Origin of the sequence: Streptomyces sp. BBFR25, from assembly GCF_044590125.1 — a bacterium.
Lineage (GTDB): Bacteria > Actinomycetota > Actinomycetes > Streptomycetales > Streptomycetaceae > Streptomyces > Streptomyces canus_D.
In genome coordinates this window covers 8475140-8490345 of record NZ_CP172447.1, presented here as the reverse complement: position 1 = coordinate 8490345, position 15206 = coordinate 8475140, and the positions used below count along the sequence as shown (strand labels likewise).

At 70.1% G+C, this 15206-nt stretch carries 12 protein-coding genes; 6 read left to right on the top strand and 6 right to left on the bottom strand.

The features are described from left to right. Positions 1-178: 178 nt before the first annotated feature. The gene (locus ACGH52_RS38195) at positions 179-1030 is read left to right on the top strand and encodes a helix-turn-helix domain-containing protein (RefSeq protein ID WP_399946290.1); all 852 of its coding nucleotides are present in this window, start codon (positions 179-181) and stop codon (positions 1028-1030) included. A 229-nt stretch (positions 1031-1259) separates the two neighbouring features. Next, entirely contained in the window at positions 1260-1649 is a 390-nt protein-coding gene (locus ACGH52_RS38190) for a hypothetical protein (protein ID WP_210975740.1), read from the top strand. A 221-nt stretch (positions 1650-1870) separates the two neighbouring features. Here the strand turns inward: ACGH52_RS38190 and ACGH52_RS38185 are convergent, their stop codons facing one another. Both ACGH52_RS38185 and ACGH52_RS38180 read right to left on the bottom strand, forming a co-directional pair. Continuing rightward, complete coding sequence (locus ACGH52_RS38185; protein ID WP_399946287.1) at positions 1871-5461, bottom strand: S8 family serine peptidase; 3591 nt, start codon at positions 5459-5461, stop codon at positions 1871-1873. 1253 nt (positions 5462-6714) lie between these two features. Beyond that, on the bottom strand, positions 6715-7077 hold the full coding sequence (locus ACGH52_RS38180) for a hypothetical protein (RefSeq protein WP_121704310.1): 363 nt from the start codon (positions 7075-7077) through the stop codon (positions 6715-6717). Between the two features lie 247 nt (positions 7078-7324). On the opposite strand from ACGH52_RS38180, the gene ACGH52_RS38175 reads away from it, so the two are divergent. Further along, complete coding sequence (locus tag ACGH52_RS38175; RefSeq protein WP_210975738.1) at positions 7325-7963, top strand: RNA polymerase sigma factor; 639 nt, start codon at positions 7325-7327, stop codon at positions 7961-7963. After that, the gene (locus ACGH52_RS38170; protein WP_210975737.1) at positions 7960-9024 is read left to right on the top strand and encodes a CU044_5270 family protein; all 1065 of its coding nucleotides are present in this window, start codon (positions 7960-7962) and stop codon (positions 9022-9024) included. Before ACGH52_RS38175 ends, ACGH52_RS38170 begins: the two co-directional genes overlap by 4 nt. A 508-nt stretch (positions 9025-9532) precedes the next feature. On the opposite strand, the gene ACGH52_RS38165 is transcribed toward ACGH52_RS38170, so the two are convergent. Continuing rightward, positions 9533-9883, bottom strand: coding sequence for a hypothetical protein (locus tag ACGH52_RS38165; protein WP_374103196.1), 351 nt, complete (start codon positions 9881-9883; stop codon positions 9533-9535). A gap of 206 nt (positions 9884-10089) precedes the next feature. Between ACGH52_RS38165 and ACGH52_RS38160 the strand changes: the two genes are divergently transcribed. Further along, complete coding sequence (locus tag ACGH52_RS38160; RefSeq protein WP_121704313.1) at positions 10090-10782, top strand: response regulator transcription factor; 693 nt, start codon at positions 10090-10092, stop codon at positions 10780-10782. Continuing rightward, entirely contained in the window at positions 10779-12230 is a 1452-nt protein-coding gene (locus tag ACGH52_RS38155) for an ATP-binding protein (protein ID WP_399946282.1), read from the top strand. Before ACGH52_RS38160 ends, ACGH52_RS38155 begins: the two co-directional genes overlap by 4 nt. Positions 12231-12433: 203 nt before the next feature. On the opposite strand, the gene ACGH52_RS38150 is transcribed toward ACGH52_RS38155, so the two are convergent. The 3 genes from ACGH52_RS38150 to ACGH52_RS38140 all read right to left on the bottom strand — a co-directional run bounded on the left by ACGH52_RS38150 (position 12434) and on the right by ACGH52_RS38140 (position 15187). Continuing rightward, entirely contained in the window at positions 12434-14584 is a 2151-nt protein-coding gene (locus ACGH52_RS38150) for an MMPL family transporter (RefSeq protein ID WP_399946278.1), read from the bottom strand. Positions 14585-14730: 146 nt separating this feature from the next. Beyond that, positions 14731-14973 carry a hypothetical protein gene (locus ACGH52_RS38145; protein ID WP_202977704.1) on the bottom strand — a complete coding sequence of 81 codons (243 nt, stop codon included), beginning with the start codon at positions 14971-14973 and terminating at the stop codon, positions 14731-14733. Then, entirely contained in the window at positions 14957-15187 is a 231-nt protein-coding gene (locus ACGH52_RS38140) for a transposase family protein (protein WP_399946275.1), read from the bottom strand. Before ACGH52_RS38140 ends, ACGH52_RS38145 begins: the two co-directional genes overlap by 17 nt. Positions 15188-15206 lie beyond the last annotated feature (19 nt).

The following is a 15206-nucleotide window of genomic DNA, read 5'->3' as shown; positions in this document are numbered from 1 at the left end:
GTCCGCGTCAGCGGGTGACTCGTCGGGGCGGTCCGATGCGACACGGGCCCGGCATGACCATATGCCGGGCCCGTGCCCGTCCGCCGTACGGCCGGGACCAGCCGATGCCGTGAGAAACACGTTGTACAGGACAACTCGACGGGCGAGAGTTTTTCCATCGCGAGTTACAGTCGATTTCATGAGCAGTGGTGCGCGCCCCGGGGAACTGGGTGCCTTTCTCAGGGCCCGCCGGGCCGGTCTCAGCCCCAGGACGGTCGGACTGCCGGACACGGGGAGGCGTCGTGTCACCGGCTTGCGGCGTGAGGAAGTCGCGGAACTGGCAGAGATCAGCACAGCCCAGTACACCCGCCTGGAGCAGGGCCGCATCCGCCCATCGGCACCGGTCCTCGACGCCCTTGCGCGGGTTCTGCACCTCGATGACGAGCAGCGCGCCCACATGTTCGATCTGGCGGGGCATGCCGCCGACTCTGGACGGCCCGTGCGGCGGCCCGCGCAGCAGGCGCGGCCCCGGTTGCTTCGTGTTCTTCACGACCTGAACCGCAGTCCTGCGATGATTCTCGGCCGGCGCATGGACATTCTTGCGTGGAATTCACTCGCGGCGGCATTGATCACCGAATTCTCGGAGATCCCGGAGAAGGACCGGAACTTCCTGCGCCTGCTCTTCACCGACCCGGCCATGAGGGAGCTGTACGCCGATTGGGAGGGCATCGCCCGGGCCGGCGTGGCACAACTGTGCTCGGAGGCGGCTCGCGATCCCGACGACGCCCGCCTGTTGGCCCTTGTCGGTCAACTGTCGGTTCGGGACCCCGATTTCCGTACGTGGTGGGCGACCCGCCACGGCGCGGTCCATGGTGCCGGGGTGCACAGACTGCATCATCCGATCGTCGGTGAACTGACCTTGGACTGGGACACCCTCGTCCCGGCCACCGGAGCCGATCAGCGACTCGTCGTCTGGTCGGCCGAGTCCGGCACGCAGGCGCACGACAAGTTGCTCATCCTTGCCTCCTGGGGCCGGACGCCGCGGGAGTGAGGCGCGCCTTCCGCCGGCACCTGGCGCGGGTGCCGACGCCGCATCTGGGGGCATGCGCTGGTCTCGTGGCTTGATTTGGCTGTTGTGGCAGGGGGCAACGCCCGCGCTGCTTGTGCTAGTTGACACCTCATAGAATACTTGTTGTGTCAATCAAGTGGTTGTCGTGCCGTCGAAGTGCCCCACTCGGGCGACCGGCGGTGGGACACGAGACACACACGGAGGAATGGCCATGAAGACACGTAGCGGTGTACGGCGCCGTGCGGGTGTGGTGGCGACGCTCATGACCGGAGCCGCGGTCCTGCTGGGCGGCGCGACTGCCCAACCGGCTGCGGCCGCGACCGCGGAGATCCCCTGGGGGCAGGCGAACTTCTACACCGGCTACTACACGGACGGAGTCTTCACCGGTGACGTGTTCCCCATACCCGACACCGGCACCACGACGCCGTCGGAGTGCATCAACCTCCCCGAGCCGATGAGGTCCATCGCCAACTTCAAGTACGCGTGGGTCGAGGTGTACTCGGGCGAGGACTGCACGCACATCATGGGGCGCATCACGGGGCTGCACGGCGGGACCCTGCCCCTTCCGGCCCTGAGCTACAAGGTCCTCGTCTCCTACTGACGAGGACCGGGGCGAGGTGGTCGTCCTGGCGCGCGGATCCGGCGTGACCCGAGCCGGTGATCCCGCCGCCCGACCCGAGACGATCCGCCGGTGGCGGCACCGTCCGCCCGTCCGGAACCCGTGGTCTCGCCCACCCTCGTGGGCCCGCGGCCCGGCACTGATGCGCGGCGACCGGGTGAGCGGGGGCGGGCCGCGGTGCCCCCCCCGCCCACCCGTGCCGGTCAGCGCAGTCCGAAGGCCCGGTCGAGAGTCTGCACCACACTGTTTCCGTCACGGTCCCGCGCGCCGACCCGGAGCGTGACGAACCGAGCGGACCGGGGTGCGCGCAGCATGGTGCGCCAGCCGTCACCACGGCGGTCGAGACCGGCGCGTTCCCAGGTCCGTCCGTCGTCGTACGAGAGCTCGACGGAAGGCCTGCCGACGGCAACGTCCACGCCGGGGAGGTGCGAGGCGGTCACCGTCAGGCCGGCGTGGCGGACCGCGCGGCCCATCGCGTCGGTGTCCACGCCGTAGTCCAGCTGGATCAGGGGCAGCACGGTGTCCGCGTCGGTGGCTCCCGACGTGAACCTCCACTCAGTGAGCGTGTGACGGGAGTAGGGGTTGGCCCAGCTGCCGCGGTCGTTGTCGACCACCAGCCGATACGGCAGCCGCTCGGGGGCCAGCCCGGACAGCAGCAGCTTCTCGTCATTGCTCCAGGGGAAGGCGTGGTCCCCCTGATGGAGCGTCACCAGGTCCTTCACATCGTAGTTCCCGTGCGCCGAGCCGATGTGCCCGGCACCCGAATCACCCCAGCCGGGCACAGGCAGCCACATCGTGTCGCCGTAGCGCACCGGCTGGGCGCCGATCCGGCCCATCCGGGGCCGTTGGATCGGCCCGAACCAGGAGACCCGGCTGGTCGTACCGCGGCGGTAGGTGGTGAAGTTCTCCAGGGACTGCCCCATCTCGTCGTAAATGCCGGCGTCGTCCAGCCAGGGGACGTCGGCGGTGACCCAGTCGGTGCGCTTGCCCTGTGCGGGGGCGGGGAAGGCCGACCAGACGCCCCCGAATCCCTGCTGATCCGAGCGGTACTCGTACGCCTTGCCCTGACGGTAGTTGCGGAAGAGGACGTCCACGCGAGCCAGGTCGCTGCGCCGCTCGCGCCAGGTGGGGTCGGCGGGGACGCCACCTGTCCAGTGACGCACCACGTCGTAGAGATAGTCGGTGGTGGGGTTCGAGGTCACCTTCAGTTCGACCCTGCCGCGCCGCAACTCGTCGAGGAGTTCCGCTCCCTGGTCGGTGTCCAGCATGGCCATCGACAGCGGAGCCGGATCACCGTCCAGGACTCCGTCCTCGGTCGCAGGCAGCCGGCCGAAGCCGTCGTTGACGACCACGATCAGCCGTGCACCGGCACGCGCCGCCGCGGCCGCCTGCTGCTCGGGGCTGAGGCTGTCGCTGCGCCGCACCACCACGGCCTTGCCCCGCACACCCGCCTCGGCGAGTTCGCCGGGCGAGCCCGATCCGCCGAAGACCGCCGTCAGTCTCCTCGTTCCGGCCGGCAGGGGAACGATCCCGCGCTTGACGAGGATGTCACGGTAGGCGCGTGACCGTGTCGCGACGGTCAGCGCCGGCTGCTCCATGCGGAAGCGGGCACCGAAGGTGAAGCCTTCGACGTCCTGACGAGCGGACGGAAGCGCCCAGATGCTGTCGTGGGCGTCCTCGGTCCTCATGACGGTCGTCAGCGAGCTGTCGCCGAACTCCTGGTACACGTCCAGCCGCGACAGCAGGGCGTCGGCCTGCTGCGGCACCGTGGCGCGTATCTGCCGGAGCTTGCGTCCGTCCAGCGTGACCGTGCGGTCCTGATCGACCTCGGTGCGCTGGAAACTGAGCAGCGCAAGGCCCTGCGAGTGGGGGCCGTTGGCCCCGGTGACCGTAGACAGCAGCCATCCGCTGTAGTCGCCCGGCGGAACCCGCAGGGTGGCGCTGCCGTCGTCGTCGAGGGTCACCGACGACCAGAGGTTGCGCCCGGCGATGACGGCCGAGGCACCGGCGAGCGGCTGCCCGGAGCGGTCCCTGGCGGTGAGGGTCAGATTGTGTCGCTCGCCCTCCCTGGAGACGCCGATCAGGGTCCGGGCGCGGACGGAGCCGGAGGCGTCGGTCGCGACGATCAGGCCGCTGACCGGGTGGTCGGCGGGAACCCGGCCGAGCGTCGTCGTCAGTCCCACCGAGGTGGTGCCGTGCGCCGGGACGGTCACCCGCCGGGCGGACAGCGCGAAGGCGTCCGCGGCGGTGCCGGCGTCGACCGTCAGATCCAGGTCGAGCGCCCTGCCGCCGGTGTTGGTGTACGTCACGGTACGCACGTCGGTCTGCCCGGGAGCCGTCGGCCAGGTGTGGAAACCGGCGTAGGCGCTCGCCGTCGCGAACACGTCCGTGCCTACCGCGGCTTCGGCATCGACCCGCCCCGCGCCGGCCTCGTACGGGGTGTGGTGTGCCGTGGCCTTCGCACTGCTCACCAGGGCCTGCTTCAGCTGCTGCCCGGTCCAGTCCGGATGCGCGGCGGCCACGAGCGCGGCGACGCCGGCGACGTGCGGTGTGGCCATCGACGTGCCGCTCATCGTCGTGTAGTCCCCTGACCCCGCCGTGTCCCGGGACCGGGCTGCCAGGATGTCGACGCCCGGCGCCGTGATCTCCGGTTTGAGCCCGTCGTCACCGCGCCGCGGTCCCCGGCCGGAGAAGTCCGTGAGACGGTCCGAGGCGTCGACCGCTCCCACCGTCAGAGCGGCGTCCGCCGCGCCGGGGCTGTCGATGGAGTGCGGGGAGGGCCCGGAGTTGCCGGCCGCTACGACGAACAGCGCGCCCGTCTCGGCGCTGAGCGCGTCCACCGCCTGGCTCAACGGGTCGGTGCCGTCCCCGGAGCCGCCCAGGCTCATGCTGACGATCTTGGCCCGCTCGGTCCGGGCGGCCCACTCCATACCGGCGATGATCCAGGACGACTGGCCCTCCCCTCGCGGGTTGAGTACCTTGCCGATCGCCAGGCGTGCCCCGGAGGCGACTCCCCGTTCCCCGCCGCCGGAGGCCGCCCCGGTGCCGGCGATCGTCGAGGCGACGTGGGTGCCGTGGCCGACCGTGTCGGTCACGCCCGCGTCGCCGGGAACGAAGCCGGCGGTGGCCTCCACCTGTCCTTTCAGATCGGGGTGCCCCACGTCGGCACCGCTGTCCAGGACCGCGACCTTCACCCCGGCCCCGGTGTTGCCCGCCGCCCAGACCGGCGGCGCTCCGATCTGCGCGGTCGAAGCGGCCAGGTCCGCGGTCACCTTCCCGTCGAGCCACACCTTGGCGATGCCGTCGGCGAACGCCGGATGCGCGGATTTCGGCCTCGCACCGGGGCCGCTGGTGAGCGCGGACCAGAAGGCGCGGGCCTGTGTGCGCTTCTCCGCGACGGCGGCGCCCCCGATGCTGTCCAGCCTGCGCACGGAGGCCGAACCCGCCAGCCTCGTGATCCGGGACGAGCCGGCGGCCTCGCCGGTGTAGCGGACGATCAGCGGGAGGCTGTCGCTGTGCGCGTCGTCGTAGCCGTCGGCGATCAGGCGGGTCACGTTGAACAGTTGCTTGTCGAGCCGTCCCGAGGCGATGTAGGGGAGGACGGCGGGCGGATAGACGTAGGTCGAACCGTCCAGCACCACGGTGTGGTGGCCGGTCGTGCCCTGGTCAGCGACCTTGACGCTCCGGACCATGGTGCGTCCTTCGGAGAGGGTGACTGTGACCTCGTCGCCGGTGATGAGCGTGACGCGGTGGGTGTCCGCGGCGTCGTCGGTCCGCTGCAGTGCCTGTGACACCGGAGCGATGGCCGGGGGGACCGCTGCGGTCGCAGGCAGGACCCCCAGCGTCAGGGCCGCTACCGCGGCGAGTGCGATCGGTCCCGGTCTGGGAACAGGAACACTGGGCAAGAGGACTCCCTCAAGTGAGCTCTTCACGCCATGCCGATCAGCCGTCCGAAGCATGTTCCGCATCGGCCGGCGAATCATTTACCTGACAAGTAATGCGCCGACATTCAAAGTGTTGGCGAATGGCAAGTCAAGAGACGGTCCGCCCGTCTGCGTCGACAGCGGGAAATAAAAAATTGACCGAACAAATAGTTTAGGGTGTCGATCACCGGATTCGGCGTGGCAGGAGGCGCTCGAGGGCGCGGTACCGGGCTTGGTGTCCCGGGACCGCGAAGACGTCGGGAACCGCAGGGTCGTCGCGGAAGGAGCGTGGCCGCGATCGCGGTCCCGCTCCCGCGGACGGAGGCTCGGGGGAGGGGAGGCGGTGATCCCGCCCGCCGACTGCCCCGTGCGAGGGGAGCGGCCGTCGGCGGCCTCGGCCGACCGGGGCCTTCCGCCGTGCCGTCGTCTTCACCACAAGGACTTTTCGATGCACCAGAGCGGCCACGCCCGGAGCGCCGCCACGAGATGCCGCCCGCTCCTTTCCACCGTCTGGCGCGCCTGGCCCTGCGCGTAGCCCGCACCCGGGCCAACGACGCCACTTCTGCCTGGGCCGGATCGCCGCTGCGGGGACGAGGGCCGACACGATGCCGATAATGGGCGAGCAGCTCGTGTACGGCCAGCGTCTGACGCGCCGGAGGGGCAACGGCGAATCGAAGGACGAGGCCGTCTTCAGGACCATCGTCGACCTGCTGGGCGGCGTCACCAGGGTCCCGGACGCGGTCGACGCGGCCGGACACCGCGCATCGGCATCTCCGGCAGGACCACCCTTGCCTGCACGGGCTCGCAGACGTACTTCACCGGGTCCGGGACCCGGGGCACCGGCGCCCCGCGCGACGTGCTGTTCCACATCGACGCCGTCGTGGAACGCGAGGTCGTCGACCGGCACGGAGAGGTAGCGAAGGGGGCCGTGGGCTCGCCCCTCGGCAGTCAGGAAGGAAATACCGATGAATTGTCGGTGAATCCGGTCAACTCGCTATGCACACGCATGCGGGTTTCATCCCGTTTGCCGGCCCATGGACGGATGCCCGGCGTCGAACGGGTCGCCATAAGGAGGAGAGAGCCCCTACTCGATTTGCACGTCTGCGGCCTTCCGGACGAAATGCTCAGGAAGAAGCGCTGGGCGCGAACCACCGGCGCGAGCTGCGCTGGTGGAGCAGCACCAGCATCGCCGCGCTCAGGACCACACCGATCACGCCCCCCGCGCTCCTTTCCGCCACCATCGCGACGAAAGCACCGACGCTGTACACCGACAGCGCCACGGTGAGGGTGATGCGCACGACGCCACGGCCTGGCTGGAGGTAGAAGACATGGACAGCACTGGCCGCAGCGGGCAGGAGCGACAGCACCTGCACGAGCAGAGAACCGGGGTAGGACTGCAACGCGATACCCACCACGGCGATCGCCACGAAAGCCATGAGTACACAGAGCAGTACGCGCAGCGCCCTGACTGCACCGGGAAGCGCCATCGGGATCTCCTTGAGCTGTCGCCGAGGACCACAAAGCCTGCATGGCTATAACGGGCCCACACGATGCCGGGTTCACTCGCGCGTTGTCCCTCTCCCGGGTCGGCCGGTCCTCGCGGCGGCGCCCGGACACGGCGTGGGCGATGCCCCACGGTGCTGGAAGACAAGAGCCTGCCCGGAGGGCACATGTCTCGTGACCGTGTGACGCGCGCCACAGGAACCGGTGCTGCCACGTGGACAATGCTGGGACGTGGACTACTCACTGCACACCCGGATACGGGCAGGCGACCCCGAGGCGTTCCGCGAGCTCTTCCGTGACCACGCCCGACTGGTCCACCGGCACGCGGTACGCGTGACCGGGGACTGGGCCGTCGCCGAGGACATCGTCTCGCTGACCTTCTTGGAGGCGTGGCGGCTGCGCGCCAGGCTGCGGGACGAAGGCGACAGCGCGCGCCCCTGGCTGATGGGCATCGCCGTGAACGTGCTGCGCAACACGACCCGCGCTGCGCGCCGCCACCAGCGAGCCCTGGAGCGCCTGCCGGCCAAGGAGAGGGCTCCGGACTTCGCGGACGAAGTCGTCGGCCGCATGGCCGATGCCGACCAGCTGGCCGCCGCCCAACAGGGCCTGAAGAAGCTGAACCGGAGCGAGCGCGAGGTCTTCACCCTCGCCGTGTGGTCCGGGCTCAGCTATGCGGAGACGGCGGCCGTCCTCGGCGTCCCGGTCGGCACCGTGCGCTCCCGTCTGTCCCGCGCCCGCAAACGCCTGAGCAAGTTGGCCGAGGAAGAACTGAGGAAGAGCAGGGAACCGCTGCCGCACAACGGACAAGTACGGGGCGGCCGCACTTCCGCGGCCCGGTCCCACGAGTCGTACGAGGAGGGGTCCGCATGACCCGCAGGACGTCGCGGCGGCAGGAGCCGCTGGACGACGCGAAACTGTCCCGTTTGCTGCCGGCACCGGGAGACCCGCAGCTGTCGCCCGACCGTCACCTGCTTCTCGAGGAACACCTGATGAACGAGATACAGCGCACCGCACCTGCCCCTGCGCCACCCCGCCGTGTCGTACGCCGTGCCTTGCTGATCGGTGTCCCGGTCACCGCCGCCGCCCTGGCTGGCACATTCGCCTTCACCATGCTGACCGGTTCCGGGGGCAGTCGTACGACCGTGGCCACTCCGCACCCGGTCGAAGCGCCAGTCGTCCGCATCGAGACCGGCAGCACCGCCCGGCTCGCCTCCACCGTCGAGCGCATCGCCGCCGCCGCCTCGACCGACAAGACGCCCGAACCAGGCCCTGGCCAGTACATCTACACCAAGAGCAAGGTCTCCTACCTCTCCGTCTCGCACACCGACTGGGACAAGTCCAGCACCCGGGTCCAGCCCCCGCACATCCGCGAGACGTGGAAGACCCCCGACGGCAAGCAGGGCTGGCTGGACGAGCCCGGCTACCAGCCCGAGGGCGGTGTCCCCCTCGACAGTGACGTGGAGAGCACCGTGAACGGCCCCTCCTACCGCTACCTCAAGACGCTGCCGACCGACCCGGACGCCCTGCTGAAGAAGATCTACAAGGAGACCGAGGGCCAGGGGAACTCCCCGGACCAGGAGGCCTTCGCCACTGTCGGCGACCTGCTCAAGGAGCAGCTCGCACCGGCCGAGCTGAATGCGGCGCTGTACCGGGCCGCGGCCAGGATCCCCGGCGTCGTGGTGGTTGACCGTGCTCAGGACGCCGCAGGACGTGAGGGCATCGCCCTGGCCCACGTCGACCAGCAGAGCGGCGATCGCACCGAGTGGATCTTTGACCGCAATACGTACGCCTATCTCGGCAGCCGGGCTGTCCAGGTCAGAAAGACCGACGACGTCGAGCCCGGCACAGTCCTCGAACGCACTGCCGTGCTTGAGCGGGCCGTCGTCGACGCCCCAAAGCAGCGCCCAGGCGCGCGAGGTACCGATGCGTGAGAGGCGATCACCCCACCGGGATCCCGCTGGGCCATCGAGCGCCTGCAGCGTGTACGGCATCGCGCGGTCCGCGTCCGCGATGTGAACGCGTCCTGCGCGTCCGTCCTGGCCTCGCCCGGGAAGCCGACGTGCCGTCGCATCGCCAAGCTCGGCAGGCAGGCGACCCGGCTCCTCGGGCCTGCACTGGGAAGATCTCGACCTCGATGGCTGTACTGCTAGCGACCACCGCTCCCTCCAGCACACCTACACCGGCGGCCTGACCTCCTGCCCTGGGTCCATGAGAAGTGATCTTGTGTCCGGTTTGTCATGTCAGTCTGGTTCTCGATGTGCCAGTGGCCGCGGATCCAGGCGGCGAGTCAGCTGCCGGTGGCCGCGCCGGGCGGCAGGCTGATGACCAGGTGGATCCGCTCGATCGTCAGCTTGCCCGTGCCCCGGTCCCGCCTCCAGAGCACGACCGTGCAGGGCCTGGCGGGCGTGGGGTAGGAGAGGTGGGCGAACGCGGCGGTCTTCAGACGTCGGCTCTCGTCTCGTGGTGAGCCCGGCCGCGTACGTAGTGGGCCAGGCGGACATCGTGCCAGGGCAGACGTCGGACGCTCTGATGGAGGGCAGGGGGGTTCCGCCACGGCGAGACAGGTTCCCGGAGGAAGTGGCCGATGGTCTGGCCCAGAGCGTCGCCCTCCGCGGCGGCCAGGACGAGACGGATGGTCGTGGCGTGGCGCGGGCGGATCAGGCCGGTCAGCGGGTCGGGCAGGAATCCGCGCAGGGTCAGGACACGCTGCGGGGCATCAGCGACCCACTCGCCGATCGCCGTGGTCGAGGCGGCGCCGGACAGGACGGCGCAGGCCGCAGCGGTGAGCAGGGCTGTCCGCGGGTGACGGATGCCTCGACAGGCCCTCGATCAGGACACCGCGGCCGGATGACTGAGTTCAACGACGCCTCACCACGTAGGACACGGTCTTAAGGTATCCGTACGAGCGGTCCCTCCCCAGCGACGCTCTAATCCTGGTCTCAGGTTGATCAGGGACCATCAGCGGCAAAAACATCGACTGGAGGGGGCGGGCCGGCGTGCGAATCATGATCGCGGATGATGACGCGGCCATCCGTGAGTCGCTGGAGCGGGTGCTCCAGGTCGAGGGTTACGACACCAGCACCGTCGCCAACGGTTTCGCCGTGCTCGACGAGGTCGGTGGGGCCGGCGGTGACACGTTGGATCTGCTGCTCCTCGACGTGATGATGCCCCGCCTCGGCGGGTTGGAGACCTGTCGGCGACTGCGGGCCGCGGGCCGTGATCTGCCGGTCCTGATGCTGACCGCCCGTGACCAAGTCTCCGACCGGGTCACGGGGCTGGACGCGGGCGCCGACGACTACCTGCCCAAGCCGTTCGCCACCGAGGAGTTGCTGGCCCGGGTGCGGGCCCTGCTGCGCCGGCGCACGCCGGCCGACGAGGAGTCGCACATCCTGTCGTTCGCCGACGTCCGGCTCGACCCCGACAGGTTCGAGGCGTGGCGGGGCGGGCGGCCACTGCACCTGACCCGGACCGAGTTCTCCCTCCTGGAGGTCCTCTTGTGCAACGCGACCCGGGTCTTGACCCGCGACGCACTGTTCGAGGCGATCTGGGGCTTCGGTATGAGCTCCACCGCCAACAATCTCCAGGTATACGTGAGCTACCTGCGCCGCAAGATGGAGGCGGAGGGTGAGCCGCGATTGATCTACACGCTGCGTGGCCTGGGATACACGTTGCGGGAGACCCCTCCGTGAACAGGACCGCCGGCCGGGGGCCGCGCCGGCTGATTCGATGGTGGCGTCGGCGGTCCCTGCGGGCGAGGCTGACGGTGATCGCGGCGACGGCCATCGCGGTCAGTGTGTTCGTGGCCTTCCAGGTGGCCAGCGAGCTGTTGGCCTGGCAGCTGCGGGACACCGTCGAGGAACAGCTGCGCGCCGATGCCCGCGTCCTGGCGACGAACGCGGAGCGCGCCGGTCTGGCGCAGGTCGAGCTGCCGCCGCATCCCGGATCCGGTCGGCTGGTGCGGGTCGTCCTGCCCGACGGCTCGATCCGGACGCCGGCCGGGCAGCCCGCGCTTCCTCCGGTCAGCGATGACGCCGGGCGCGTGGCGCGGGGCGCGTCGGCCGACCTGTTGGAGTCCAACGGCAGCGACGAAGAAGGCTACGCCATCTACACACTGCGGGCGGGTGACGGCGCGGTCCAGGTGGCCCGCGCCGTCGACGACGGCCCGATCAACCAGTTCGGGTTCGGCATGCTGCTGATCGGTCTGCTCTGCGTAGCCGGTGGCGCCGTTGTCGGGCGGACCGTGGCGCGGACTGGGCTGGCACCGATCGACCGGCTGACCTCCGCCGCGGTACGTGTCGCGCACACCCGGGAGCTCGACGCCGACATCCCGGACGAGGGCGGTGGGGAGATCCGGCGGCTGATCCAGTCGATCAACGACATGCTCGCCGCGCTGCGGGACTCCCGGCAGGCCCAGCGGCTGCTCGCCGAGGACGCCGCCCACGAGCTCAAGACCCCGCTCACCAGCCTGCGCCTCAACGTCGAGTTGCTGATCCGGCTCGATCGGCGCGGCACCCTGGACAGCGCACTGCCGGCGGAGAGCCGCACCCGGCTGCTCAACGATCTCGGCGCCCAGGTGGCCGAGTTGAGCACCCTGGTTGCCGAGCTGACCGACCTGGCGCGCGGCGACGTCAGCGACGAGAGCACCGAGGTGCTCGACCTTGCCGACGTGGTGGTGGCCGCCGCGACCCGGGCGGAATCCCGCATGCCCGACATCGAGGTGGCGCTCGACGTGACCTCTGCGTGGGTGAACGGGCGCCCCGCTGCGCTCGAGCGAGCGGTGCTCAATCTCATCGACAACGCCGGCAAGTGGTCCCCTGCTGACCAGCCGGTCCAGGTCCGGCTTCGTGTCGAGGAGGAGTCGGTGGTGCTCGAGGTCGACGACGCCGGGCCGGGCATCGACGCCGCAGACGTACCGCGGCTGTTCGAGCGGTTCTACCGTGCCGACAGCGCCCGGGGGTTGCCGGGATCCGGTCTGGGGCTGTCGATCGTGCAGCGGGTCGTCGACGCCCACGGCGGCCGGGCCACCGTCGCCCGCTCCGCACGCGGTGGCGCGCTGCTTCGGGTCGGCCTTCCGGCCGCGGCCCCGCCCGCCCCTGTCGCGCGGCCCACCACAGGGGAGGACACGGTGGCGTCCTGACCCGCCCCGGCGGCGCGGGAGAAGGACGGTGGCCCTCGGCCATGGCCCCCCCCGCGGCTCACCACCGGGGCAGGACGCCGCGATGCGCCGGCCCCAGCCCCGGCGCGTGGCGCAGGACCGGAGGGCGGCGACCGTCGGGCCCACGAAAAGGATCCGGGACGGGGTCTGGAGCCCCGTCCCGGATCACGTCCGTGCCGCCTCGCTCACCGTTGCAGCGCGGACTCCTCCACGCCGGCGAGCGGCTGTCGACCGTCCGGCAGCTCCGCCGCTGGACGGGACAACCGGCTCGGCCACCACATGCGCTGGCCGATCAGAAAGGTAAGGGCGGGCACCAGGACCGACCGCACCAGCAGGGCGTCGAGCAACACACCGAAGGCCACCAGGAAACCGACCTCGACCAGCATCACCAGCGGAAGTGTGACGAGGACCCCGAACGTGGCCGCCAGGACCAGGCCTGCCGAGGTGATGACGCCACCGGTGGCCGAGAGGGCCTTGAGCATGCCCTCACTGGTACCGAGGCGCAGGGTCTCCTCCCGGGCCCGGCTGGCCAGGAAGATGTTGTAGTCGACGCCGAGCGCCACCAGGAACAGGAACGCCAGCAGCGGCACCGAATAGTCGACACCCTCGAACCCGAGGATCGTGTCGAAGACGAACACGCTGCCGCCGAAGGCCGCGGCGAATGAGACGACCACGGTGGCCATCAGGACCAGCGGGGCCAGGACCGCGCGCAGCAGCAGCCCGAGGATGATCAGGACGACGACGAGCACCAGGGGGATCACCAGCTTCTCGTCACGCCTAGTGGTCACCTCGGTGTCGAGGTTCTCCGCGCTCGGCCCGCCGACGATCGCCTCCGCCCCGCTCACCGCGTGCACGGCGGTGCGCACCCGCTTGATCGTGTCGTACTCCGCGGCGGTGTCCGGCGCGTCCTTCGGGAACACGGAGATGTTGGCCCAGCCACCGACGGTCTCCTCCGGGACGGCCATGGCCACGCCCCGGGTGTCCTCGACGACGTCGAGCACCTTCTCCTGCTGCGCCGGACGCGTGAAGACCGTCAGCGGCTGGCCGCCGAGTTCCGGGAAGTGCTCGCGCAGAACGGTGAAGCCGGTGACCGACTCCGGCGCGGACAGGAACTGGTCCTGCTCCCGCAAGGCGCCGGTGTTGCCCGCCAGCCCCAGGGCGAGCACGCCGAGGACTCCGAACGAGCCGAGCGTCGCCACCCACCGGCGGCGGTTGATGGCGGTGCCGAGCCGTCCCCACAGCCCCAGCTTCTCCCCCACGGCCGTGCTGAACCGCGGGATGGCCGGCCAGAAGATCCGCCTGCCGAGCACCACGAGCACCGCCGGGAACAGCGTCAGCATGGCCACCAGCGCGCACAGGATGCCGGCCGCACCGATCGGCCCCAAACCACTGGTGCTGTTCAGGTCCGCGACGAGCAGACACAGCAGGCCCGAGACCACGGTGGCCGCGGACGCGACGATGGCCGGCGCCGCGCCGCGCAGCGCGTGGACCATCGCGATCCGGACGTTCTCATGGTGGTGCAGGGCCTCCCGGTATCGGGCGATGAGCAACAGCGCGTAGTCCGTTCCGACGCCGAACACCAAAATCGTCAGCAGCGCCGAGTTCTGGTCGTTGACCACGATGCCGAAGCCCTTGACGAGCAGGTAGACGGTCCCCATCGAGGTCAGTGCGGCCGCACCGACGGCCATCAGCGGGATGATCCACAACACCGGGCTGCGATAGGTAAGGATCAGTAGGAGCGTAACCACGGCGATGGTGGTGAGGAGGACCTGCTCGTCGATGCCGTCGAAGACGGCATCCATGTCACCGTCGAGCGCGCCCGGTCCCGTCACCTCGAGTTGCAGCCCGGAGGGGCGGTCCTTCGCGGCGTCACGCAACGGGCCGACGATCTCCTCCGGTGGACCGTAGCCCGTGCTCACATCGAGGGTGAACGTCATCGCCTTGCCGTCGGTGGAAAGGCTCGTCGGTGAGCCCTCGTCATCCTCGTCGCCCGCCTCCGTCGTCTTCGGCGGGTACCGCTTGGCAAGGGCGTCGTAGTGACCCTGGACCGCCGCCTGGTCGGCGGAGGTGATGCCCTCGGCCCGGTGGTACACGAAGACGAAGGTGCTGTCCTCACCGCCGGGGAGACCGTCGTCCAGCGCCGCCACCTTGGTGGACTCGGCACCGGCCGGCAGGGTGTCCACGGCGCTGTCGGTGGTGACCGAACTCAACTTCCCGCTCAGCGGCACCATGCCCGCAGCCAGCACCAACCACAAGCCAATCACCAACCACGGCACCCACCGGCCTGCCAACCGACCTGCCGGAGCTTTCCCGGACGGCGCTGCCTTGACTGCCATCACTGGCCTCCTACACGCGAGTTGCATCGCTTATCTGGATGCGCACTTCCTACTGAGCGAACCTGAGACGACCGTTAATGCGCTGCTCAGGCCGGTTGGCAGAACCATGTGCCCAGGGCGGGCGCCCGTGTGATGGCGTGGGACTGCTACACGGACGGGTGATGCGTGACCTGGTTTCCTGAGAGGCGGCCTGGAGTGCCTGTCGGCGTACTCACGATCGCGGGGGTGGAGAGTCCTGATCCCTCGTTCCGCCGGGCACCGCCGCGGCCGGCGAGCAGTACCCCGGCCATCTCCACCAGATGCCGCAGCAGCGGGTTGCGACGCTGGTAGCGCACCGTCAGTCCGTGCACCTGCTCGGCGAAGGTCCGCCGGTCACAGCTCGGAGTCACAGAACAGGCGCCGTACCCCAAGGGTGATCAGCACCGGGCGTCCACCGGCAGCGACGTCACCCAGCGTGCGAACGTACCGGCTGTGCACCCGAGCGGTCTCGCGCCCGCAGTCCGGACACTCCACCCTCAACTCTCGTGCCCGGGCGGCGATTCGGACCACGCCGCCCGCCGACCACACTCGTTCCACCCGCACCCCGTCCAGGGGCGGAGACATGATCCGACCTACACGCGGA